Annotated in this window: 17 protein-coding genes; 12 read left to right on the forward strand and 5 right to left on the reverse strand. The window is 61.1% G+C overall.

The window, feature by feature from the left end:
- The first annotated feature begins 43 nt into the window (after nt 1-43).
- The 5 genes from AB4072_RS10680 to AB4072_RS10700 all read left to right on the forward strand — a co-directional run bounded on the left by AB4072_RS10680 (nt 44) and on the right by AB4072_RS10700 (nt 4,589).
- A complete protein-coding gene (locus AB4072_RS10680) occupies nt 44-994 on the forward strand; it encodes a substrate-binding domain-containing protein (protein WP_441967871.1) in 951 nt (316 codons plus the stop codon).
- A 125-nt stretch (nt 995-1,119) separates the two neighbouring features.
- Nucleotides 1,120-2,196, forward strand: coding sequence for a sugar phosphate isomerase/epimerase family protein (locus AB4072_RS10685; RefSeq protein WP_441967873.1), 1,077 nt, complete (start codon nt 1,120-1,122; stop codon nt 2,194-2,196).
- Nucleotides 2,197-2,202: 6 nt separating this feature from the next.
- A complete protein-coding gene (locus tag AB4072_RS10690) occupies nt 2,203-3,378 on the forward strand; it encodes a Gfo/Idh/MocA family protein (protein ID WP_441967875.1) in 1,176 nt (391 codons plus the stop codon).
- A gap of 218 nt (nt 3,379-3,596) precedes the next feature.
- Nucleotides 3,597-4,004 (forward strand): Fur family transcriptional regulator, encoded by a 408-nt coding sequence (locus AB4072_RS10695; RefSeq protein WP_441967877.1) that lies wholly within the window; start codon nt 3,597-3,599, stop codon nt 4,002-4,004.
- A gap of 132 nt (nt 4,005-4,136) precedes the next feature.
- Nucleotides 4,137-4,589 (forward strand): Fur family transcriptional regulator, encoded by a 453-nt coding sequence (locus AB4072_RS10700; RefSeq protein ID WP_441967879.1) that lies wholly within the window; start codon nt 4,137-4,139, stop codon nt 4,587-4,589.
- A 57-nt stretch (nt 4,590-4,646) separates the two neighbouring features.
- On the opposite strand, the gene AB4072_RS10705 is transcribed toward AB4072_RS10700, so the two are convergent.
- Both AB4072_RS10705 and AB4072_RS10710 read right to left on the reverse strand, forming a co-directional pair.
- Nucleotides 4,647-7,733: an efflux RND transporter permease subunit gene (locus tag AB4072_RS10705; protein ID WP_441967881.1), complete on the reverse strand. Its 3,087-nt coding sequence runs from the start codon at nt 7,731-7,733 to the stop codon at nt 4,647-4,649.
- 10 nt (nt 7,734-7,743) lie between these two features.
- The gene (locus AB4072_RS10710) at nt 7,744-8,877 is read right to left on the reverse strand and encodes an efflux RND transporter periplasmic adaptor subunit (RefSeq protein ID WP_441967883.1); all 1,134 of its coding nucleotides are present in this window, start codon (nt 8,875-8,877) and stop codon (nt 7,744-7,746) included.
- Between the two features lie 143 nt (nt 8,878-9,020).
- On the opposite strand from AB4072_RS10710, the gene AB4072_RS10715 reads away from it, so the two are divergent.
- On the forward strand, nt 9,021-9,584 hold the full coding sequence (locus tag AB4072_RS10715; RefSeq protein WP_441967885.1) for a TetR/AcrR family transcriptional regulator: 564 nt from the start codon (nt 9,021-9,023) through the stop codon (nt 9,582-9,584).
- 6 nt (nt 9,585-9,590) lie between these two features.
- Here AB4072_RS10715 and AB4072_RS10720 read toward each other — a convergent pair whose 3' ends face one another.
- Both AB4072_RS10720 and AB4072_RS10725 read right to left on the reverse strand, forming a co-directional pair.
- A complete protein-coding gene (locus tag AB4072_RS10720) occupies nt 9,591-10,766 on the reverse strand; it encodes a CaiB/BaiF CoA transferase family protein (protein WP_441967887.1) in 1,176 nt (391 codons plus the stop codon).
- 71 nt (nt 10,767-10,837) lie between these two features.
- Nucleotides 10,838-12,028, reverse strand: coding sequence for an acyl-CoA dehydrogenase (locus AB4072_RS10725; protein ID WP_441967889.1), 1,191 nt, complete (start codon nt 12,026-12,028; stop codon nt 10,838-10,840).
- Between the two features lie 137 nt (nt 12,029-12,165).
- On the opposite strand from AB4072_RS10725, the gene AB4072_RS10730 reads away from it, so the two are divergent.
- Nucleotides 12,166-13,065, forward strand: coding sequence for a LysR family transcriptional regulator (locus AB4072_RS10730; RefSeq protein WP_441968088.1), 900 nt, complete (start codon nt 12,166-12,168; stop codon nt 13,063-13,065).
- A gap of 14 nt (nt 13,066-13,079) precedes the next feature.
- On the opposite strand, the gene AB4072_RS10735 is transcribed toward AB4072_RS10730, so the two are convergent.
- A complete protein-coding gene (locus AB4072_RS10735) occupies nt 13,080-14,273 on the reverse strand; it encodes a multidrug effflux MFS transporter (protein ID WP_441967891.1) in 1,194 nt (397 codons plus the stop codon).
- Between the two features lie 612 nt (nt 14,274-14,885).
- Here AB4072_RS10735 and bcsN point away from each other — a divergent pair.
- The 5 genes from bcsN to AB4072_RS10760 all read left to right on the forward strand — a co-directional run bounded on the left by bcsN (nt 14,886) and on the right by AB4072_RS10760 (nt 23,926).
- Complete coding sequence (gene bcsN, locus AB4072_RS10740; protein ID WP_441967893.1) at nt 14,886-15,746, forward strand: cellulose biosynthesis protein BcsN; 861 nt, start codon at nt 14,886-14,888, stop codon at nt 15,744-15,746.
- Between the two features lie 163 nt (nt 15,747-15,909).
- Nucleotides 15,910-18,117: a UDP-forming cellulose synthase catalytic subunit gene (bcsA, locus tag AB4072_RS10745; protein WP_441967895.1), complete on the forward strand. Its 2,208-nt coding sequence runs from the start codon at nt 15,910-15,912 to the stop codon at nt 18,115-18,117.
- A gap of 9 nt (nt 18,118-18,126) precedes the next feature.
- Nucleotides 18,127-20,694, forward strand: a complete 2,568-nt coding sequence (locus AB4072_RS10750) for a cellulose biosynthesis cyclic di-GMP-binding regulatory protein BcsB (protein WP_441967897.1) — start codon at nt 18,127-18,129, stop codon at nt 20,692-20,694.
- Nucleotides 20,691-21,767 carry a glycosyl hydrolase family 8 gene (locus AB4072_RS10755; RefSeq protein WP_441967899.1) on the forward strand — a complete coding sequence of 359 codons (1,077 nt, stop codon included), beginning with the start codon at nt 20,691-20,693 and terminating at the stop codon, nt 21,765-21,767. Before AB4072_RS10750 ends, AB4072_RS10755 begins: the two co-directional genes overlap by 4 nt.
- On the forward strand, nt 21,758-23,926 hold the full coding sequence (locus tag AB4072_RS10760; protein WP_441967901.1) for a tetratricopeptide repeat protein: 2,169 nt from the start codon (nt 21,758-21,760) through the stop codon (nt 23,924-23,926). The genes AB4072_RS10755 and AB4072_RS10760 overlap by 10 nt, the downstream gene beginning before the upstream one ends.
- Nucleotides 23,927-24,050: the final 124 nt, after the last annotated feature.

The raw sequence follows: 24,050 nt of genomic DNA on the forward strand, positions 1-24,050 counted from the left end.
CGGTAACAGGATCGGGGCTCAGCCAATTCTCTGGGAGGAAAACATGAGAAGTACGGCATTGAAGCTTGCAGCGACGGCGGGCCTTCTGGCGGGTCTGTCGACCGGTGCGTTCGCGCAACCCAAGAATGTGACCATCGGCGTCTCGATTCCCGCCGCGACTCACGGCTGGACCGGCGGCGTGGTCTATCACGCACAAGAAGCCGCCAAGCAGCTGGAGAAAACCTATCCCGGCCTGAAGGTGATCGTGAAAACCTCGCCCGACGGCGCCGCGCAGGCGAACGCCCTCGACGATCTGACGGCCCAGAAGATCGACGCCCTCGTCGTTCTGCCTTTCAACTCCGACGAATTGACGAACCCTGTGCGCGAGGTGAAGAAAAAGGGCACCTTCATCACGGTCGTCGATCGCGGCCTGAAGGACCCTTCAATCCAGGACATTTATGTCGCCGGCAACAATCCCGAATTCGGACGTGTCGCGGGCAAGTTCGTTGCCGACACTCTGAAGCAGGGCAATGTCGTGGTGTTTCGCGGCATTCCGACGGTGATCGACGAGGAGCGCGTTTCGAACTTCGAGAAGGCGCTCGAAGGCTCGGGCGTGAAGGTTCTCGACAAGCAATACGCCAACTGGAACCGGGACGACGCCTTCCGCGTGATGCAGGATTATCTCGCCAAGCATCCCAAGATCGATGCGGTTTGGGCTTCCGACGACGACATGGCGCTCGGCGTGATGGAAGCGATCCGTCAAGGCAAGCGCGAGGACATCAAGTTCGTGCTCGGCGGCGCCGGCATGAAGGACATCGTCAAGCGCGTCATGGACGGCGACAAGATGATCCCGGCCAACGTGTCATATCCGCCGGGCATGATCTCGACGGCCATGCAGGTCACCGCCGCGCAGTTCTTCACTAATGCGCCGATGCGCGGCACATACGTGCTCAATGCCCAATTGATCACGAAAGAAAACGCGAAGAACTTCTACTACCCCGACTCGCCCTTCTGACGAGACCTCCCTCCTCCCGGGTGGGATCAAACATCTCGGCGCAAGTCACGATGCTGTCCCTCCCGGTTTCCTGACCCAAACTTATCCCTCCCCCGCAAAGGGGAGGGATCTTTCGGGAGACGAAGATGAAGACCATGAAGGGCCCCGGCCTATTCCTCGCGCAATTCGCAAGCGACGAAGCACCGTTCAATTCGCTCGACACAATTTGCCGATGGGCCGCCTCTCTCGGTTACAAGGGCGTGCAGATTCCAACCTGGGACACGCGACTGTTCGATCTGAAGAAGGCGGCAGAATCGGCCAGTTATTGCGATGAGATCGAAGGCATTGTGCAAAGCCACGGTCTTGAGATCACCGAGCTCTCGACGCATCTGCAAGGTCAGCTCGTCGCCGTTCATCCGGCCTTCGATGAAGCCTTTGATGGTTTTGCGGTGCCGGACGTGCGCGGCAATCCGACCGCGCGGCAGGCCTGGGCCGTGGACCAGATGCTGATGGCGGCAAAAGCCTCGAAGCGGCTCGGCCTTCACGCGCATGTCACCTTCTCCGGCGCACTCGCCTGGCCCTTCATGTACCCTTGGCCGCAGCGTCCCAACGGTCTCATCGAGACCGCTTTCGCGGAGCTGGCGCGGCGCTGGAAGCCGATCCTCAACGCTTTTGACGAGGCAGGCTGCGACGTCTGCTACGAAATTCATCCAGGCGAGGACATTCACGACGGCGCCACTTTCGAGCGCTTCGTCGATGCGGTCGATGGACATGCGCGCGCCTGCATCAATTACGATCCGAGCCACTTTCTGCTGCAACAACTCGATTATGTGGCGTTCATCGATCTCTATCACGAACGCATCAAGGCGTTTCATGCCAAGGATGCGGAGTTCAACCCGAGCGGACGTGTCGGCGTCTATGGGGGTTATGAGAGCTGGATCAACCGCGCAGGACGCTTCCGCTCGCTTGGCGACGGACAGGTCGACTTCGGGGCGATCTTCTCGAAGCTCGCACAATACGATTACGATTCCTGGGCGGTGCTGGAATGGGAGTGCTGCCTGAAGCATCCCGAGGACGGCGCACGCGAAGGCGCGGACTTCATTCAATCGCACATCATTCGCGTGACCGAAAAAGCCTTTGACGACTTCGCCTCCGGCGGAACGGATGAGGCAGCCAATCGCCGCATGCTCGGGCTCGATGTCCTGCAAAAGGCGGCGGAGTAGAACACAATGTCGATCACGGGATCACAGGACCAGACAATCAAGCGCCGCTTGCGGCTCGGCATGGTGGGCGGCGGACGCGGCGCTTTCATCGGTGCGGTGCATCGCATCGCATCGCGGCTCGACGATCACTGGGAGCTTGTCGCCGGCGCGCTTTCCTCCGACCCGGAACGCGCGCTACATTCGGGCCAGGATCTCCTTTTGAAAGCGGATCGCATTTACGGTGATTACAATGAGATGGCCCGGCGCGAGCGGCGCTTGAAAGACGGTATCGATGCGGTCGCCATTGTCACGCCGAACCACGCCCATGCTTCTGCCGCGCGCGCTTTCCTCAAAGCAGGCATTCACGTGATCTGCGACAAGCCGCTGACGACGACACGCCGCGAGGCGGATCAGCTTGCAAAACTCGCCCGCGACTCCGGCCTCATCTTCGCGGTCACGCACAACTATACCGGCTATCCGTTGGTGCGGCAGGCTCGTGCCATGGTGCAAGCGGGCGAACTCGGCGCCATCCGTGTCGTGCAGGTGGAATACGCACAGGATTGGCTTGCCACCCGCACCGAGGGAACCGGCAACAAGCAAGCGGAATGGCGCACTGATCCCGCGCGTTCAGGGCCGGCCGGAGCCGTGGGCGATATCGGCACGCATGCCTTCAATCTCGCCGAGTTCATCACCAACGATGAGGTCTTATCGCTCTCAGCCGAGCTGCACACCTTCGTCGAAGGCCGTCGGCTCGATGATAATGCGCATATGCTGCTGCGCTTCAATTCCGGCGCGAAGGGCATGCTCTGGTGCAGCCAGGTCGCCGCCGGGTTGGAGAACGGCCTGCGAATTCGCGTCTATGGCGAAAAGGCGGGGCTGGAATGGCATCAGGAAAACCCGAACGTCCTCATCTTCTCCCCTTTGAACGAGCCGCAGCGTCTCATCCGCCGCAACGGTGCGAGCACCAGCGAGATCTCGCGCGCCGCCTGCCGCATCCCGGCGGGACATCCGGAAGGCTATCTGGAAGGCTTTGCACAGATCTATGCCGATGTGGCAGAACAAATCGTGGCCCGTATCGAGGGACGCGACCCGCATCCGTACTCCTTGCAAGCGCCAACTGTCGAGCACGGGGTGCGGGGGGTGCGCTTCATCGATGCCGCCGTGCGCTCCTCGCAGCGGAAGGCGGCCTGGGTTCCGGTCTAGCAAACGCGCGTCCTGCGGCCGATTCGCGGTTGGCGAGCACCCCACGATAAAATGTCGCCCATTCGTTGCAGGGCGACCTGAATCACCCATAGCGGGCATACCGGTGCCTTGGATGAGCGCTTGTCAGCGCGGAAATGTTCAGTCACGAAAGCTTTGAACAACGGCCTTCAAATGGCCGTATAATATACTATATGACAACCTGAACCGGTAACCTCCCCATGGGCGCGCATCACGATCATTCCCTGGACTCGCTGAACGATACGCAAAAGCGCGTTCACACGATTCTGGCGGCTGCCCAGAATCCGCTCTCGGCCTATGAGGTGCTGGATCAGATGCGCGCCAAGGGTGCCGTGACCCCTCCTACGATATACCGATCTCTCGACAAGCTGATCGAGAAGGGCTTGGCCCACCGGCTGGAGAGCCTGAATGCCTACGTCGTGTGTAAGCACACGCACCCACACGAGATGGCGGCCTTCGCGATCTGTGAAACGTGCGGAACAGTTACGGAATTCAGCGACCCGACCATCGATGAGCGCCTTGATCGATGGAGCGAAGCAAACCAATTTCATCCCAAGAAGACTACGGTTGAAATTCGCGGTCTTTGTGAGACCTGCTTATTGAGATGACATAGCGTTACATTGATCTTTCCTTGCGGAAGGTTATTGCATTGCTGCAAGTATAAATTGCAACGCTACCACATTGCGGATCCCATTACTTACCTATATGAATGGGTAGGTTTCCAACGCAGGAGAGGTCCCGTGGCGATTGCTCAAGATCGGATTAAAGAAGATAGCGATCTGCTCCAACGAGCGGATGAAGTGTGCCGTGAGAACAGGCTGCGCATGACACCGATGCGCGAGCGCGTTTATCGCGAACTCGTGCAAAGCGGCGGCCCGGTCGGCGCTTACGATCTGGTGGAACGGTTGAGCAGCAAGTCTCGCCGCATTGCCCCGGTCACTATTTATCGGGCCCTCGACTTCCTTCGTGACGCGGGTCTCGTTCACCGTCTGGCGACGCAAAACTCATACATCGTCTCCCATGGCGAGGTCGATGTAGGCGCGGTCAAGGTGATGTTCGTCTGCTCGCGCACGGGCCAGAGCGTCGAAATCCATTCCAAGGAAGTCGGAGATGCGATTCGCAAGGCCGCCGAAGAGGCCGGCTTCAAGTCGATTTCGCCCTTCGTGGAAGTGGAAGGCGAGATCGCTCGCTAATTGTATTTCGTCCAAATAGACGAAATGAAAAAGGCCGGGCAATGCCCGGCCTTTTTCTTATTCGGCTGCAATCGCCTGTTGCTGCAAGTGAGGCTTTTTCTCCTCGGCCGCGTCCGGCGTTTCCTTCGCAATGAAGGTGTAGAACATCGGCACGACGAAGAGCGTGAAGATCGTGCCGACGGACATACCCGAGGCGATGACGAGACCCATGGAGAAGCGCGCCGCCGCACCAGCGCCGCTGGCGTAGATGAGCGGGGCAACGCCGAGCACCATGGCCGCCGTCGTCATCAGAATCGGACGAAGACGAACCTTCGCCGCCTCCTCGATCGCCGCGCGGCGCTTGAGCCTATGCTTGTGCTTCAACTCGTTGGCGAACTCCACCATCAGGATGCCGTGCTTTGTGATCAGGCCGACAAGCGTGATCAGGCCGACCTGGGTGTAGATGTTCAATGTGGCAAGGCCCACATAGAGGAACATCATCGCGCCGAACATGGAGAGCGGCACCGACATCATGATGATGAACGGATCGCGGAAGCTCTCGAACTGCGCGGCGAGCACCAGATAGATGACGATGACCGCAAGGCCGAAGGCCATCGCGATGGAACTGCCCTCTTGGACCTCGAGGCGGGATTGGCCCGCATAGTCCGTATAGAAGCCGCTCGGCATGACCTGCTGTGCGATATCCCGCAGGATCTGCAAGCCTTCCGACGTCGTCACACCCGGCATAGGCAGCGCCGAAATCGTCGCGGAGTTGAGCTGGTTGAACTGATCGATCGAAGCCGGAGCCGCATTAGTCTCAACCCGTACCAAAGCGGATAGCGGCACCATCGTGCCATCCGCCGCCCGCACATAATACTCGCCGAGCCTCTCCGGATTCAGACGAGCATTCTGCGTGACCTGCGGAATAACATCGTAGCTGCGGTTGTCACGATCGAACTTGGAGATCTGCGCTCCGCCGACCAGGGCACCGAGAGTGGTACCGATCTCGCTGATCCGCACCCCCAGAACCGCCGCGCGGTCTCGGTCGATGATGATCCGCGCGCGAGGCGTCTGATACGACATCGAGTTGACGGCCACGATGAACTTGCCCGAGGCCTGCGCCTTCTGCTTGACCTGTTCGGCCACTTCGTAGGCCTGCGCCGGATCGGAAATCGTGCGCAGCACATATTGGATCGGCAGACCGCCGCCGGCGCCCGGCAATGAAGGCGGTGCGAAGACGAAAGCCTGAACGCCGGCATTGTCGTTCAGCAGGTTTTGAATCTCCTGTTTAGTGACCGGGCCCTTCTTCGTGCGCTCGCCCCATTCCTTCAGTTTGAAGCCGACGAAACCGCTGCCGCCACCATCGATGCCGATGATCATGAAGGAATCTTCGATCTCCGGGATCTTGTCGGCAGCGCCGGTGAACTGCTTGGAAAAGGCCTGCGTGTATTCCGGCGTCGCATATTGCGGCACGTTGACGAGACCGAGATAGGCACCCTGGTCCTCTTCAGGCGCAAGCTCGGACGGTGTCTTGGTGAACATGAAAACGGTCGTCGCCAGCAAGGCCGCGACGATGACGAGCGTCACCGGGCGGACATCCAGCGAACCGGAGAGACGCCGGGCGTACCAGTTCTCGAGCCGGGTGAAATTGCGATCCACGAAGGCCGCGAAACCGCGTGCATTCTTTTCATGCGGCTTCAGAAGTTTCGAGGACATCATCGGCGACAACGTCACCGCGACGATACCCGAGATGATGACCGCTCCCGCCAGCGTGAACGCGAACTCGCGGAAGAGCGCACCCGTGAGACCCTGCGTGAAGCCGATGGGCGCATAAACCGCAGCCAGCGTGATCGTCATCGACACGATGGGACCGAAGATCTCCTTCATGCCGACGACGGCCGCATCGACCGGTTTCAATCCCTCTTCGATGTGCCGGTGAATATTCTCCACTACGACAATGGCGTCGTCGACCACGAGACCGATGGCCAGCACCATGGCGAGCAGGGTGAGCAGGTTGATCGAGTATCCGAGCGCGTAAAGCACGAAACAGACACCGATGAGCGAGAGCGGAATCGTGACGATAGGGATCACCACCGAGCGGAACGAGCCCAGGAAGAGCAGGATCACGACGATAACGATGAGGCCCGCCTCGCCGATGGTCTTGAACACTTCCGTGATCGACGCCGAAATGAAGTTCGACGCATCATAGACGACCTGGACCGTCATGCCCTTCGGCAAGGTCGGGCGAACTTCGTCGATCGCCTTGTTGACGGCCTCAGCCACAGTGAGCGGATTGGCGGAGGGCGTCGGCGTGACGCCGATGAAGGTGCCTTCCTTGCCATTGAAGCTGACGATGGTGTCCGTGCTTTTCGGACCCAATTCGACATTGGCGACATCGCGCAGGCGGACGATCTGGTCGCCGTTGGTGCGGACCGGCAACATGCCGAAGGATTCCGGCGTCTGCAGGGTCGTCTGCATCTCGATGGCGTAGGCGACGAAATCGTTCTTCGTTTTGCCGGGTGCCGCGAGGAAGTTGCTGGCCTGGATCGCGCCTACGACCTCACCCGCGGTCACGCCGCGTGCGGCCAACCGGATCGGGTCGATCCACACGCGCATGGAGAAATCGCGCCCGCCGAGAATTTCAGCCGAGCCGACACCCTCGAGCGTCGCGAAGCGAGGTTGGATCACGCGCGTCAGGAATTCCGACACCTGCTCGGGGTTCATCTCCGTCGAGGCGAAGGTGATATACATGAGAGCGAAGGTCTGCCCCGTGCCCTTCATGATCACCGGATCTTCGGCATCGCTGGGCAGCTGCGCCCGCACCTGCTGAACCTTCGACGTCACCTCGGTCAGAGCTGCGTTCGGGTCCGTATTCAGGCGCATGCGCACCGAGACGGTGCTCAGACCCTGGCGGCTTTGCGAGCTGACATAGTCGACACCTTCAGCGCTCGATACCGCCTTGGCGATAGGCGTGCTGATGAAGCCCTGCATCAGATCCGCGCTCGCGCCCACATAGGCGGTCGTGATCGTGACCGTGGTTTCCTCGACTTCGGGATATTGCCGCACCTGAAGGCTGATCAGCCCCTGAGCGCCAAGCAGCAAGATCAGGAGGCTCACCACCATCGACAGGACGGGGCGGCGGATGAACAGTTCCGTGAAACTCATGGCGCTAAGCCTATTGTCCGTTCGCAAGCTTCGAAGCGTCGAGCTTCGTCACGTCGATGCTGTTGTCGATCTTCACGGCGGCCCCGGCCTGAAGCTTGTTCTGGCCCGACATGACGACCTGCTGGCCGGGCGTGACGCCCGAAAGAATCTCGATGACGTCGCCCTCACGACGGCCGGACTTCACAAACACCTGTTTGACGATGTCGATGGTCTTGCCGTCCTTCTCGGTCGGCTCGATCGTGAAGACATAATTCCCGTACAGGCTTGTGATCACAGCCGTTTGCGGCACCGTGACGACGTTGTCTTCCGTCGGGAGAACGGCTCGCACATGCAGGAACTGGCCGGGAAGGAGAGCCCGGTCCTTGTTGTTCTCGATAAGCGCCTGCACCGCCACGAGGCGGGTCTGCGGGTCGACACGCGGATCCTTGCCGATCACGTGGCCCACGAACTTGAGCGTCTTCTCGTTCACGCCCACGCGCACTTCCTGGCCGAGCTTGATCTTGTCGGCCATCTGCTCGGGAACCGTGAAATCGACCTTCATGGAATCGAGGTCCTGAAAGCTCGCCACAGTCGTGCCGGTCTGCACATATTGACCCACATCGATGCGCGGAATGCCGATGACTCCGGAGAACGGGGCCTTCAAACCTTTCTGATTGATGATGGCTTGCAGGCGATTCTGACGCGAGCGGGCGGTCGCCAACTTGGCGACGATCTCGTCATAGGACGCCTCGGTGCCGTAGCCGCGCGCGGTCAAGGTCTTGGCGCGCTCATAAGCCGCTTCGCCGAGCTTCACGGCCGCTTGCACGTCCTGAAGGTCGGCGCGGTCAACCGCGTCGTCGATCTGAGCGAGCAGCGTGCCTTCGGTCACATACTGGTTCGGTTTGAAGTTGATCTGCTTGATGATGCCAGAGGTTTCCACCGCGAGTTCCACGCCGTTGGCGGCCTTGGCCGTGCCGATGGCGTCGATTCCGGGCGTCCATGTCCTGGCTTCCACTTTGATCGCTGAAACCGTCTGTGCCGGCTGCGGCATATTCGCGAAGAAGTTCGCGATCATCTTCGCGCGGAAAAAGTTGAACCATACCAGGCCGGCGCAAAGCCCTATCGCCAGGATGAATACGATGCTGATGACGATGCGGCGCTTCATTTCGATCTTCCGAAATTCCTGTGGTCCGGCCAGCCCGGATAGCTCTCTGATTGTGGAGGTTGGCATTAGCTGAAGTTTCTATTGACGCCAATGCCTAGAAGTCATTTATATACCGTCTGGACGGTTTGGCGCAAGAGTACTAGATGTTCAATTGCATTCGGGGCCGCAAAAGTTCGCGCGAGAAGATTCTCGACGCTGCGGCGGAGCTTGTCAGCGAGATCGGCTCAGGCCGCCTGACGCTCGACGCGGTGGCCGAGCGCGCGGGCCTGAGCAAAGGCGGCCTTCTCTATAATTTTCCCACGAAGGATGCGCTGCTTCAGGGCATGATCCAGCGCATGATCGACGAGGTGACAGCCGAGCGTGAGGCCCTTCGGTCGAAGCTTGGCGGCCGCAACCTCGAGGCCCGCCTTTGTGTGAACGCGGCGTTGAAGATGCGCACGGGCAAAATGAAGGAGATCTCGAACGGCATGCTCGCGGCCTCCTCCGAAAACCCGAAGCTTTTGGAACCTGTCCGGCAAGTGCTGCAAGAGGCTCTCGAACATCTCAAGACGACTTCGGAAGACCCCGACGCGGCCCTCATCGCATGGCTTGCGGTTGAAGGAATGTGCAGCCTCGAATTGCACGACATCAGCCCCTTCGGCGACGTCGACCGCGAAAAGGTCGTGACGGCGGTTAATCGCCTTCTGGACAAGGGGTTCGCCGAGTAAGCGACCTCAACCGATCCAGGACGGATCGTTCAGCACCGCATCCGTATGCTCGCCCAATCGCGGCGAGGGACGCCCGGCCGCCATCGGCTCTCCGTCAAGGACGATAGGCGAGCGGACGGAAGGGATCGTGCCCTGTTTTGCACCGGGCGCCGGGAGCTCGATCTTCATGCCCCGCGCGATCACCTGCGGATCGTCGAAGACATCGGCCACGGTGTTGATCGGGCCAGCCGGCACGCCTGCCTTTTCCAAGGCCGCGAGAAGCCCATCGCGCGTGAATTTCAAGGTCAAAGCAGTCAATCCGGGAATCAACTCGGAGCGCGCGCGAACCCGGTCCGCATTGGTCCTGAACCGTGGATCCTGCGCCAATTCCGGCTGACCGAGGACAGCGACGAACCGCGCGAACTGCCCATCGTTGCCCACCGCGACGATCACATGACCATCCGAGACCGGAAACACCTGATAGGGCACGATGTTCGGATGCGCGTTACCCATGCGCCGGGGCGAAACGCCGGAGGCGAGGTAGTTCATGGCCTGATTGGCGAGAACGCTCGTCTGCACATCGAGGAGCGCCATGTCGAGATGCGCGCCCTCTCCCGTCTCATCGCGGCGGCGCAAGGCCGCGAGAATGCCGACGACGGAATAGACACCCGTGAAAATGTCCACGTAGGCGACACCGATCTTCTGCGGTTCGCCTTGCGGCTCACCCGTTAGATCCATGATGCCGCCCATGCCCTGGATCATGAAGTCGTAGCCGGCGCGCGCCGCATAAGGCCCGTTCTGGCCGAACCCTGTGATCGAACAATAGACGAGGCGGGGGTTGACGGCTTTCAGGCTCTTGTAGTCGAGCCCGTATTTCTCCAAGCCGCCGACCTTGAAGTTCTCGATGACAACATCTGCATGCGCGGCGAGCTTGCGCACGAGCGCCTGCCCTTCGGGCGTCTCGAAATCCGCCTCGATGGAACGCTTGCCGCGATTGCAGGCATGAAAATAAGCCGCCGAGAGATGATCTCCATCCGCGCCCTCGATGAAGGGCGGACCCCAGCCGCGCGTGTCATCACCCGCACCGGTACGCTCCACCTTCACCACATCCGCGCCGAGATCGGCGAGAAGCTGGCCGACCCAGGGGCCGGCGAGAATGCGAGCGAGTTCGAGGACTTTCAGTCCCTCAAGCGGCTTCGTCATGATTGCAGTCGCCGTCCTTTATGATCGCACTTTCTTTCGCAAAACCTGCTTTCCACCTTTGCGGAAAATGCTCAGAAGAACGCCTGCAGCCCGGTCTGCGCACGGCCCAGAATCAATGCGTGGACGTCGTGCGTGCCCTCGTAGGTGTTGACCGTCTCCAGGTTCTGGAGGTGGCGCATCACGTGGTATTCTTCCTGAATGCCGTTGCCGCCGTGCATGTCGCGCGATGTCCGGGCGATATCGAGCGCCTTGCCGCAATTGTTGCGTTTGACGAGGGAGATCATCTCCGGTGCAAGGCGGCCTTCGTCGAAGAGACGCCCGACGCGCAAGGATGCGTGCAGGCCCAGCGTGATTTCCGTCATCATGTCCGCGAGCTTTTTCTGCACGAGCTGCGTCTGCGCCAGCGGCTTGCCGAACTGCTTGCGGTCGAGGGTGTATTGACGCGCACGGTGCCAGCAATCCTCCGCTGCACCCATGGCACCCCAGGAGATGCCGTAGCGCGCGCGGTTAAGGCAGCCGAAGGGGCCCTTCAGGCCGGACACGTTCGGCAGCAACGCATCTTCCGACACTTCGACGCCATCCATGACGATCTCGCCGGTGATGGAGGCGCGAAGCGAAAGCTTGCCGCCGATCTTCGGTGCGGAGAGACCCTTCATGCCCTTGTCGAGAACGAATCCGCGAATCTCGTTGCCGTGCGCCGCCGACTTCGCCCACACCACGAACACGTCGGCGATGGGGGAGTTCGAAATCCACATCTTGGTGCCGGTGAGGCGATAGCCGCCGTCGATCTTTTCCGCGCGGGTGGTCATGCCGCCTGGATCGGAACCCGCATCGGGTTCGGTCAGGCCGAAGCAGCCGACATATTCGCCGGTGGCGAGCTTCGGCAGATATTTCTTGCGCTGCTCCTCCGTGCCGTAGGCGTAGATCGGATACATGACCAGGGAGGATTGGACGCTCATCATCGAGCGATAGCCGGAATCGACGCGCTCGACCTCGCGAGCCACGAGGCCATAGGCCACGTAGGAAGCGGCCGCGCAGCCGTAATCCTCCGGCAGCGTCACACCCAGAAGGCCAAGTTCGCCCATCTCGTCGAAGATGGCGCGGTCCGTCTTCTCTTCCCGGTAAGCATCGATCACGCGCGGAAGGAGCTTTTCCTGAGCATAGGCGCGCGCGGTGTCGCGGATCATGCGCTCATCATCGGTGAGAAGGTCGTCCAGCAGAAGCGGGTCTTCCCAATGGAACTTCGCGAGTGCGACTGACATGATTTTACCTCTTCCAAGATCGGGCTGCCCAAACGGGGCAAACGACCGACAATCCTTCGATTTGGCGGGCAAAGTCGCGCTGGACAGGGCGGATGTAAAGAGACATCTTCGAAGCAGGTTATTCTTAAATGGAATGAATTGTGTTTCGACGGGGTTTTCTGCCGGGTATCGGCAACCTTCTGGCTTTCGAGGCCACGGCAAGGCATGGCAGCGTGTCGCGAGCGGCGGCGGAATTGAACCTGACGCAAAGCGCGGTTTCCCGGCAGATCCAGCATCTGGAGGAGTCTCTCGGCGTCTCCCTGTTCAGCCGCTCGCGGCAGCGGGTGGTGCTCACCGATGTGGGGCGCATGTATGCGGCGAATGTCCGCGCGATGCTGGCCGATCTCTCCACGGCGACCCACCAGGCCATAGCGCTATCGGGAACTCATGGCGTTCTCAACCTCGCGGTTTTGCCGACCTTCGGCACCCGCTGGCTCATTCCACGCATGCCGGAATTCTTTACGCTTCATCCCGGCGTCACCGTGAATTTCGGGGTGCGGCTCGTCCCTTTCGATTTCGGCACGGATCCCTTCGACGCCGCGATCCATTTCGGCCAGCCACATTGGCCCGGAGCGATTTGCGAGCGCCTGCGGGACGAGGAAGTGGTGCCGGTCTGCAGCCCAGCCTATCGGCGGCGGGAGAACATCGGCTCGCCAAGCGACCTGACGCGGGCGACGCTGCTCCAGCAGAGCACGCGCCCGACCGCCTGGGCCGAGTGGTTCGCGAGTTGCGGTGTGGAGGGGAGCAATCCTCTTCGTGGTCCCCGCTTCGAGCAATTCGCCATGGTCGCGCAGGCCGCCGTATCGGGACTCGGCGCGGCGCTCGTGCCGCATTTCCTGATCGCCGACGAACTCGCCTCCGGGCGGTTGGAAATCCTCTTCCCGCAAAGCCTCGTCAGCGACGGAGCCTACTACCTCGTCTATCCCGAAACGAAGGCGGAAGCACCGCTCGTGCGCTCCTTCCGCGACTGGATTCTAGCCAAGACCCGCATGGGTTAGCGCACCATCGGGCCCTAGGCTTTTGCAAAAACGCGCGGGCGGCGCAGCACGTTCCAGCTCAAGGCACAGGCCGTCAGGCCGCAAGACGCGATCGCCACGACCATGGACAGGGCCGTTCCATTGAAGAACGCACTGACGAGGACGATCACAAGCGCGCCGGTCGCAAGTTGCAACGTCCCCATCAAGGCAGAGGCCGTTCCCGCGATAGGGCCATGCGATTCGAGCGCCAGCACGGCCGTCGAGGGAATGACGAGGCCAAGGCAGCCGAAGGACATGAAGAGCATCGCCCACAGCACGACAGCGTGATCGACACCGGAAAGTGTCACGACCAGGAGCAGGAACGTCAGGCACGCGAAGATCGAGATTGCAGTCAGCACAACGCGTGGCGCTCCGAAGCGGCGCATGAGCGTGCTGTTGAACTGCGCACCGCCGATGAACGCGATGGCGTTCGACGCGAAGACAAGGCTGTAGCGCGAGGGCGACAAGCCGAAATGCTCGATGAAGACCACCGACGAGCCTGCCAGATAGGCGAAGAAGCTCGACTGACCGAGGCCTCCGATAAAGACAAGGCCGAGAAAGTGCCAGTCCTTCAAGAGAGAACGATAAGTGCGCAGGATCTCACTGACGCTGCGCTCCTGCGTCGAAGGCTTTCGCGTTTCCGGCAGAAGGAGCGCGACCACGGCAAGACCAGCCACGCCGATCGCCGCGATGGCCCAGAAGATGATGCGCCAGTTGAAGAACTCGGTCAGCGCGCTGCCCGCGAGCGGCGCGAGAATCGGCGAGACGCTGAAGACGAGCATGGTCGTCGCCATGAGGCGCGCCGCCTCGGCCCCGGTGTGCAGATCGCGGATGATGGCGCGCGTGATCACCATGCTCGCGCAGGCGCCGATGCCCTGCAGGAAGCGGAAAGCAATCAAGACTTCCGCGTTGGGCGCGAAACTGCAGCCGATCGCGCCGAGGATGAAGAGCGTCAGGCCGAAATAGAGCGGCGGCTTGCGCCCCACATGATCCGAGACCGGGCCATAAATGATCTGAAAGATTGCAACGGCACTGAAGAAGCTCATCAGGCTCATCTGCACCGCGCCGATATCCGACTGAAGCTCGCGGGCGATGGCCGGGAAGGCCGGCAGATACATATCGATGGCGAAGGGCCCGATGGCGGACAACATGCCGAGCACGAGCGCATTGCGGAGAAAAGAGGTCTTCATCGCGGAAACGTCCAAAGGATCAAAAACGGCCCGCCGCTCGACAAAGAGCGGGAAGCACTGAAGAAGCAACGGTTAAGGAAAACACGCCCGGAACGGGCAATGGCACGACGGGCAAGGCGGTCCGAGTCGCTGGCGGCACTTTATGCCGCACCCGAGTCAGGTCAAGTCCCACGCCAGCCGAGCCTATGCACTCCACGCATGAACGCACGGTCCCCGGCAGCATTACGCGCATGTGTCACGGCGCCATCTCCTCGACCTTTCCGGATCGGCGATTGGGTGCGTAACTCTACGTCATGCCCGTGCTGTCCGATTCCCAAAAATCCCCGAAAAACCAAGGAATTTCAGGCTGACACAACTCTTTCGTACCGACGCTTTACCCATCGTTAACTATGATTAGCCATATCTTCTCAAGCATTCCGCTACGTACGCCGCCACGCGGCAAAAGGCCCGTCAGCCACCAATTCGGGAGCCCCAGCGCCAAGAGATTCCTTCGCCTTCGATCACGCCGCTTTTTCTCGAAATGATATGTTCCCCAGGTCCCAAACCGACTTCATAAGCAGATTCTCGAAGGCTCAAGCGGCACCCCGAAGTGGTCTCTCCCGAGCGCTAGTCATGGCTGCCGAGCACTGGAAACGATTTGCCGTTACGGGCGCAATCCTGCTGCTGCCCGCCTGCTCGATGCGCTCCGACCTGCATTTCAAGACCCTGGCGACCGAAGTCCCGGTGATCAAGGCTATCGTGGTTCCCCCACCGGGTGGACCGGCTGTGGTGGCCGTCGTCGAAAATAAGTTTCTGAACGGCGTTTCTCAGGAAGTCGCGCTCTCGACAGCCGCCGAAGGGGTGGGCCAGAATGCTTTCTGGGTCAGCATGATGAACGACCCCGATGCGTTGACGGAAAACGACGACGTTTTGACAATCCGGCGAATCACGACGGAACGGATCCAGGTCGAGATGGACGCCCGGCTCCCCGGAATCGACATGAGGCCGTCACCCTACTTCGTTCAGAACAAATACGGCCCCTTCGGCTACGCTTTGGGTTACTCCGCCGCTCGCGATCTCTGCCTCTATGCCTGGCAGCTAATCGAGCCCACGGAGAACGCGATTTTCTCGACGAGCGGCATCGTCTCGGTACGCCTGCGCCTCTGCGAAGCCGGCGCAACCGAAGAGCAGTTGCTTCGGACCATGTATGCTTACACGATTTCGGCCTATTTCGAGGCAAGAGGCTGGAATCCCTACGGTTCACCCGGCCCGGTTTCCCCGCAGCTCGGCCAGATCGATGCCCCCGTCTATCCTCTCCCCACAGGCGTAACCGTTTTGCGGACCGCCCCGCCGCCGAGCCCCCGGCCGCAAACCGTGATCCGTCGCGCGCCGGCCAAGCCTCCCGTTATCGCACCCGAGACCGAAAACGTGACACGCCCGGCCTCCCTTACCGAGGATCGCCTCGGCTTCCCAGTTGTCCCGCCGCCGCCGTGACCTTGGTGTCATCAGCCCGTCAAAACAATCGCGAAAGAAAAGACTGACTATAGTCGAACGAGAGAAGGCAAATTAAAGAACATTAACTGGCGCGAAACCCTTTCAATGCAAGAAATTGCTTGAAGACCTGCCGTAGAGAAAGATTGAGCGAGAACGAGGGATGATGAGACAGGGAATCATTGTGGCCTTTTGGGCCGCGGCCTCCGCAATCGTTCTTCTGCTCGTCGCGCTTCCGATCAGCCTCCAGGCCCATTTGATCGCCGGTCTCGTCGTCGTGACCTGCATGATCGTTCTGAAATTTTTCCGCGCGGAGGGCATCTGGCGGCAGGTCGCGCTGGCGCTGGGGACGGCAATCGTTCTGCGTTATGTCTTCTGGCGCACCACCAGCACCCTGCCGCCGATAGCCGAGATCGCCAACTACATCCCTGCCTTCCTGCTCTACGCGGCCGAGATGTACAGCGTCATGATGCTGTTTCTCAGCCTCTTCGTCGTATCGAGCCCGCTCCCGCCCCGCGATGCCCCCAAGCTCGATCACAACAATCTCCCGACAGTCGATGTTTTCGTCCCGAGCTACAACGAGGACAGCGGCCTGCTCGCGACGACGCTCGCCGCTGCGCGCGCCATGGATTACCCGCGCGACAAGTTCACCGTCTGGCTTCTCGACGATGGCGGCACGGACGAGAAGTGCAATTCCAACAATGCCCAGACGGCGAACGAAGCGAAGGCTCGCCGTGCCGAGCTGCACAAACTCTGCGAGGCCCTCGATTGTCGCTATGTGACGCGCGCGCGCAACGTCCATGCGAAGGCGGGAAATCTCAATAACGGCCTCGAACATTCCACGGGCGATCTCGTGGTGGTGTTCGATGCCGATCACGCGCCCGCACGATCCTTCCTGCAGGAAACCATCGGCTATTTCGCGGTCGAGAAAAACCTTTTCCTCGTTCAGACGCCGCATTTCTTCCTCAATCCCGACCCGCTCGAGCGCAATCTCGGTACGTTCCAGACCATGCCGTCCGAGAATGAGATGTTTTACGGCATCATCCAGCGCGGCCTCGACAAATGGAATGCCGCTTTCTTCTGCGGCTCGGCCGCTGTCCTGCGGCGCGAGGCGCTGCAGGAGACGAGCGGATTCAGCGGATTGAGCATCACGGAAGATTGCGAAACGGCGCTCGAATTGCATTCGCGTGGCTGGACCAGCATCTATGTGGACAAGCCGCTGATCGCCGGGCTTCAGCCAGAAACCTTCGCGAGCTTCATCGGCCAACGCTCCCGCTGGGCGCAGGGCATGATGCAGATCATGCGCTACCGCTTTCCGCCGCTCAAACGCGGCCTGAAGTTGCCGCAGCGGCTCTGCTATATCTCGAGCGTTCTGTTCTGGCTGTTCCCCTTCACGCGCTGCTTCTTTCTGATTTCGCCGCTGTGCTACCTTTTCTTTTCGCTCGAAATCTTCACAGCCTCCGGTGGGGAATTCCTCGCCTACACATCGACCTACATGCTCGTGAATCTCATGATGCAGAACTACCTCTACGGGCGGTATCGCTGGCCGTGGATCTCGGATTTGTATGAGTTCATCCAGAGCGTTTACCTCTTGCCCGCGATCCTTTCGGTGATCGCCAATCCGGGCAAGCCGACCTTCAAGGTGACCGCCAAGAACCAATCCATGAGCCAGAGCCGCATCTCGGAACTCGGCGCTCCGTTCTTCATCATCTTCGGTATTCTTCTGCTCGGCGTCGTCGCAACCGTCGTGCGGATCTGGGCCGAACCCTACAAGGCGGATGTGGCACTCGTGACCGGCGGGTGGAACCTTCTGAATCTCATCATCGCAGGATGTGCGCTCGGCGTCGTGTCCGAGCGCGCAGTGCGTCGCCAGAGCCATCGTGTGCTCGCGAATCGCCCGTGCAAATTCGTTTTGGGCGGTCAGTCGGTTGATGGTGTGATCGAGGACGTTTCCGTCGGTGGCGCACGCTTCAGACTGCACCAATCCTCCCTCGACGGTTTGAAGAAAGGCGCGATCGGCACCGTCGAGTTCAAGCCGCACATCCCCCTGACGTCGAACTCTCTTCCCGTCGACGTGCGCAAGATGAGCATGGATGAAAAGGGTATCCTGGTCGGATGCCGCTTCCAGACGTTGGAGCCTGTTCATCATCAGCTGATCGCGGATCTCGTTTTCGCAAACGCCGACCAGTGGAGCGCCTTCCAGAAGCGCCGCCATCACGATATCGGCGTCTTGCGCGGCACCTTGTGGTTCCTCGCCGTGTCACTTTATCAGACCGGCCGCGGCCTTGCTTACCTGTTCGGGTTGCAAAAGCTCGGCGTCTCCAACCCGCCCGTAGCGCCGGCTCCCACAGCCGCTTCGACAACGGCCCAGTAGGGGATGCTCGTGTCGTTTCGCCTCTTTCTGACCCGCACCCTTCCCGCGCTTCTGATCCTCAACGTCACGGCCGCTGCGGCGCAGGTCGCACCGTTCAGCATGAATCCGGACAAGCCGGCCGCTCCGCCTGTCGAGGCCGAGCGTCCGCAAGCACCGCCAGCGGCTCCCTCCGCGACGGCCGCGCCCTTCGACATGCGCCGGCCTTCTCAAATCGGAGTACCCACCGCACCCGCCCCATTCAATATGACGCCCCCAGGCACGCAGCCTGCGCCGAGCCCAACCGTCGCACAACCGCGCCCCGCGCAACCGCAGCCTCCAGCGGTCAAGCCGACAGCAACACCCGTCGCGCGCGCCATGCCGCGCAATGAAAAACCGATTCTGCCGTCCGCGACCGTTCGCCTCGATGGTGAAGTCGATGCCCGCAGTTGGGCGATTTATCTGACACAGGACGAAGCGGCAGCGAGCGCGAGCCTCGCTCTCGGCTATCGCAACGCGGTGGTGGTCATGCCGGAAGCGTCGCGCATCCGGGCGCACATCAACGGCGAACTTGTCATCGATACACCGATCGCATCCGCGCAGAATATACAGCGGGTCATTCTGCCGGTTCGCGCAGGTCTGCTGCGTCCGGGGCAAAACATCGTTCGCCTCGAAGTCGTCCAGCGCCATCGCACCGATTGCACGGTGCGTGCGACCTACGAATTGTGGACGGAAGTGGATTCCGCTTCGACCGCCATCGTCTTCGGCGAGAACACGCCCCGGTTCCTGCGCGGTCTCGAGGATTTGCCGGCCGTCGGAGTCGACGCGACCGGCGCGACCACGATCCATGTCATCGCGCCGAAGCTTTACCGCCCAGAGATGCGCGATCGCCTGCTTCGCCTCGTTCAGATGGTTTCGCTACGGGGCCGCTACGCGCATCCGGTGGTGAAGGTCTCGGAAACCGATCCGGGCCGGGTTCAGCCCGGAACGATCAAGGTTTTCTTGGGCCCTGCGAGCGAGTTGCGCGGTATCATGGTGCTGCCTCCCGAAGCAGCCATCAGCCAACCGATTGCACTCGTGACGCAGGACGCGGGATCTCCAGCGCTTGTCGTTTCCGGACCGGGCTGGGCCGACCTCGACACCGCGATCAACGTGATTGCCAACGCGATGGTCAACAACCGGCCCGCCGAGCGCAACAGCCTGGATAACGCCTCATGGATGTGGCCGGATACACCCACATTTCAGGCGGCGCGCTCAGTCAAGTTCTCCGATCTCGGAATCCCCACCCAGGAGTTTTCCGGACGCCGGTTTCGGGCACGTTTCGCGATCAACCTACCCGCTGATTTTTATGCGAACGATTATGGCGAGGCGCTGCTCTATCTCGATGCCGCCTACACTCCCGCCGTGCGACCCGGCAGTCATATCGATCTTTATGTAAACGACCATATCAGCGCGACCATGCGCATCACGGCGAAGGGTGATATCTTCCGTCGTCATCCGATCCGCATCCCCATGCGGAATTTCCGGCCCGGCATCAATGACCTCTGGTTCGAGGCCGTGCTGATGACCGATGCGGATGACCGATGCCCGCCGGGAGGAACGCTCTCCGAGACCAGCCGCTTTGCGCTCTTCGATACGACGAGCTTCGAGCTTCCGACCTTCGGGCGTATCGGCCGCCTCCCTGATCTCGCGGCGATGAGCGCGGGCGGCTTTCCTCTCGGGAATGTGCCGGCGACCTTCGTTCTCGCGCGACAGAACCCGCTTCTCTACGCCACTACGGGTACCCTTCTTGCGCGCATGGCCCGGGATTCGGGCACACCCGTCCGCGCCACCTTCGCCAATGCGGCTGTCGTCGGCGATCCCACGACGGTCTTCATTGGTGCGATCGATCAATTGCCCCAAGGCATGCTGTCACGCGTCGGCGTGGCGGAGAGAACCCGCACGATCTGGCAATCGACCCCCATGCCGGTGCGGACCAGTTCGGCGGCCCCGGGCTCGGAAGGTCAGCGCGTCGCAAGCGATGGCGAGCACGCCACACCTGAACGAAGTCTGACCGATCGCGCGGCGCAAGGCTCGACGGACGATATCCGCAAACACTGGTCGGAATCCCTTTCGCGTCGCGGGTTCCTGCAGACGCGCCTCGATTCCTTCAAGGCCTGGGTCGAGCAGACCTTCAACCTGTCCGTTGCTTCTCTCACCCTTCAAAACAGCGCGAGCTCCGCATTCGAGCCGCCTCAGCGCGCGACGCTGCTTCTGGCGCAAGACGATTCGGAAGGTGAGGGAACCTGGACCGTCATGACCGCCCGCACGGAGAGCGAATTGGCGGACTCGACCGCGCGAATGACGGAACCCGGTCTCTGGCCGCAAGTTTCCGGACGCATCGTCACGCTCGGCGCCGACGACGGCTGGATCGAGACACAGCCGGTGCGATCGTTCACCTTCGTGCAGACGCAGCCGTTCTCGCTTTTCAATCTGCGGCTCGTCGCGGCGAACTGGATGTCCATCAACATCCTTCAATACGCGCTGCTTCTGGTGGTGTGCTGCGCGGCGCTCGGCGGGACGACGTATTTCCTCCTGAAGCGGCTGGGGCGCAAGTCATGATTGCGGGACCTCTGACCCGGCTTTGGATCATCTTAGGCTTTCTGGTGGTGTCGATGCACGCTGCGGGGAGCACGGAGCTTGGACGCCTGAAGATCGAAGGCACGATATCCTCGACTGATTGGGACGCTTACCGCGCCCGTTTCGTAGCCCCTACCGGACGTGTCATCGACAACGCCAACGGCGACATCAGCCACAGCGAGGGACAGGGATACGGCCTGCTGCTCGCCTTCGCCGCCGGCGACAGAAAGACCTTCGAGCAGATCTGGACCTTCACGTTCACCCAGTTCCTCATTCGCGACGACGGCCTCTCCGTGTGGAAATGGGATCCCGACGCGAGGCCCAATGTCTCCGACCGCAACAACGCGACCGACGGTGATATCCTGATCGCCTATGCGCTTGCCAGAGCCGGGGCCTCCTGGCGCGACTCCCGCTACGTGCAGGCCGCGCAGAGCATCGCGAGAGCTATCGGCCGCAGTGCAATCGTGCGCGGCACGGGCCGTCCCGTGCTCCTGCCCGGCTCAACAGGCTTCGGTTTGGCCGACCGGCCCGACGGCCCGATCATCAATCTGTCCTACTGGGTTTTCGAAGCCTTTCCGACGCTTGCCGCCCTGGCACCCGAATATGATTGGAACGGCGTCTGGCGCGAGGGCATCACGCTTCTGCAACAGGTCGACCAAACGAAAACGCGCCTGCCGGCGGATTGGCTCTCGATTCGCGAGAAGGGCCAGATTGGGCCGGCCGATGGCTTTCCACCCGAGTTTGGTTACAACTCGTTAAGGATACCTCTTTACCTCTTGAGAGCAGGGATGTCGGATGTGGAGTGGTTGAAAACGTTGAAGCAGCGCTGGCTCGGCAATGAAGGTGTCGCAATCGTCAACGTTACGACCGGCCAGGTGAAAGAGCGCCTGACGGACCAGGGCTATGACGCGCTCGCGGCGACATTGGCTTGCGTCATGGACAAGACGCCGGTGCCGGCTTCGCTGAAGACGTTCGAACCGAATCTCTACTATCCGTCGACCCTGTACCTGCTTTCGATGGCGTTTCTGGGCGAGAAGTACCCTCAATGCCTTTGATCCGTGGCATCATAGCGACTCTGTTCGCCAGCGCGGCCTTCTCCGCCAGCGCTCAGACCGGTGGCGGAAATCCCAATCTTCGGCAAGCCACGACGCCCGTGCTCACGAACGGCGTTCTCACCGCTCAAGCGCCTGCGCCGACAACAAACCCGCCAGGAGCGAGCCCCACCGCGCCTCAATCGGCGCCGATACAGGTGGACGAATCGGCCTTGCGTTATTTCGCGGCTCAAGGTGATACACGCCGTGTGGATGCGGAAATCGCTCGCCTGCGTGCACTCTATCCCAACTGGACTCCGCCGACCGATCTGACACAACTCTCTACGCCGAGCGGACCACAGCCCGATGCGGCGACGGATAAGATCTGGGCGCTCTATGCCGAAGGCCGCATTGCCGAGGCTCGCGCGGCCATCGCTGATCGCTCGGCGTCGGAGCCGCAATGGAAACCTCCGGCGGATCTGATAAGCGCACTCGACGTCGCAGAAGCACGCATCCGCCTCACCAACGCGTCGGACAACAGCCAATGGCGCACGGTGCTCTCCATCGCGACCGAGACGCCCACCCTTCTCACCTGCGCCAACGTGGACGCCCTGTGGCGCGTGGCGGAAGCCTTCTCGAAGACGAACCAGGCTTCGCGCACGAAGGACGTCTACACTTACATCCTGTCGAATTGTAACAATCGCTCGGAGCGTCTCGCGACCTTGCAAAAGGCGGTGTCGCTTCTGCCCGAGGCGCCGATACTCGACCTGTTGAAATTCGAGCGCAAGACCGGCACAGATCAGGACGATTTCAGTGAAGTGCGGGACGAGCTGGCGCGCAAGCGCGTCGAGCGTGCCTCCACCGACCCCAAGCTGAAAGCTGCGCCCGAGGATCTGGCCGTTGTGGAGCGTCTCGCAGAAGGTGAGAGCGCGCCGGGCAATGCGCTCCTGCTCGGCTGGTACAATTACCATCACGCGCAGCCGGAAAAGGCGCGGGATTGGTTCAAGATCGCGCTCGACCGCGATGGTGGTGCGAAAGCCGCCGAAGGACTGGCGCTCTCCTTGCGCGCGCTCAACCAATTCGTTCCCGCCGATGCCATCGCATATGAATGGCACGACAAATCGAAAGACAATCTCAGCGTCTATCTCGACGTGATTACGGCTCTCTTGAGTCAAGACCCGCCATTGCGTGTCGATCCTGAAATCATCGCACGCTCCATACCGGTCATCACGCGTGAGAGATTCAGCAATGGCGGCCAGGCGCTTGGCTGGTACTCTTACAACACCAACCAGTTCCGCACCGCGCGCGACTGGTTCATGAAGGCGCTGAGCTGGAAACCCGACGACGAACCCTCGGCTTACGGGCTCGCGCTGTCCTACCAGCGGCTGAACGATCGCACGGGGTTCGCCTCCATTGCCAACGCCTGGCGCGCACGCTCGCAGCAGATCGCCGATCTGGCGGATGGCCGACCGGGCACGCGCCTCCCAGTGGAGAGTCAACCGCTCACGCCCAGCCGCGATGAAATCATCGCGGTCCAGCCACGTGCCGAACCTATCCCGCAGCCGAGAGCAGCTCCCACGCAGCGCGCCGAAAATAGGTATCCGAACGACGTCCCGACCACGCGAGCGAATGTGCCACGCACTCAAGCCGGCCGCGGCGCCAAGTGCACCGGGACCGGCAATCCCCATGCCCTTTCTCCGGACGCAGCCGTGACGCTCGGGTGGTGCCTGATGGAACTCAACCGCCCCCTTGAGGCGGTAACGGCTTTCGATCAAGCGATCAAACGGGGGAACGGACGGACCCGGCAAGACGCCGCTTACGGCAAATCGCTGGCCTATCTGCGCAAGGACCTGACCTCGCAAGCGGCAATCGCGGCGGCGGAAGCGCCTCAGGAGCCGCGGCGTCAAGTCGAATTGAGCGCGACGATTCTTGCTCAACGAGCCGTCGCAGCCTATCGCGCAGGCCGTTTTGTCGAGGTGATCCTCGCCCTTGGCGAACGCGCCAGGATTGTGCCCGAGCAGAACGATCTGATGCTGTTGCGTGGTTGGTCCTATTTCAAACTCGGACGCTATGACGATGCGAAGCAGGTGTTTCAGGCCGTGCAGCGGACCGGCTTTTCGAATGACGCCAATGTGGGCCTGAACGCCATTCTCGAGGCCACGCAGCCGATCAGGCAATATTAGCCGACCAAGCGACGGCAGGACCGTATCGGCAATTCTGCGCTGCGCCAGAGGGTGAGCAATTTCAAGTTCGCCCAAAGGATGAATCTCAGGGCTCGATTTGAACGCTATCGTACATATATCGAAG

The sequence above is a fragment of the Microvirga sp. 2MCAF38 genome (genome assembly GCF_052115485.1).
Taxonomy (GTDB): Bacteria; Pseudomonadota; Alphaproteobacteria; order Rhizobiales; family Beijerinckiaceae; genus Microvirga.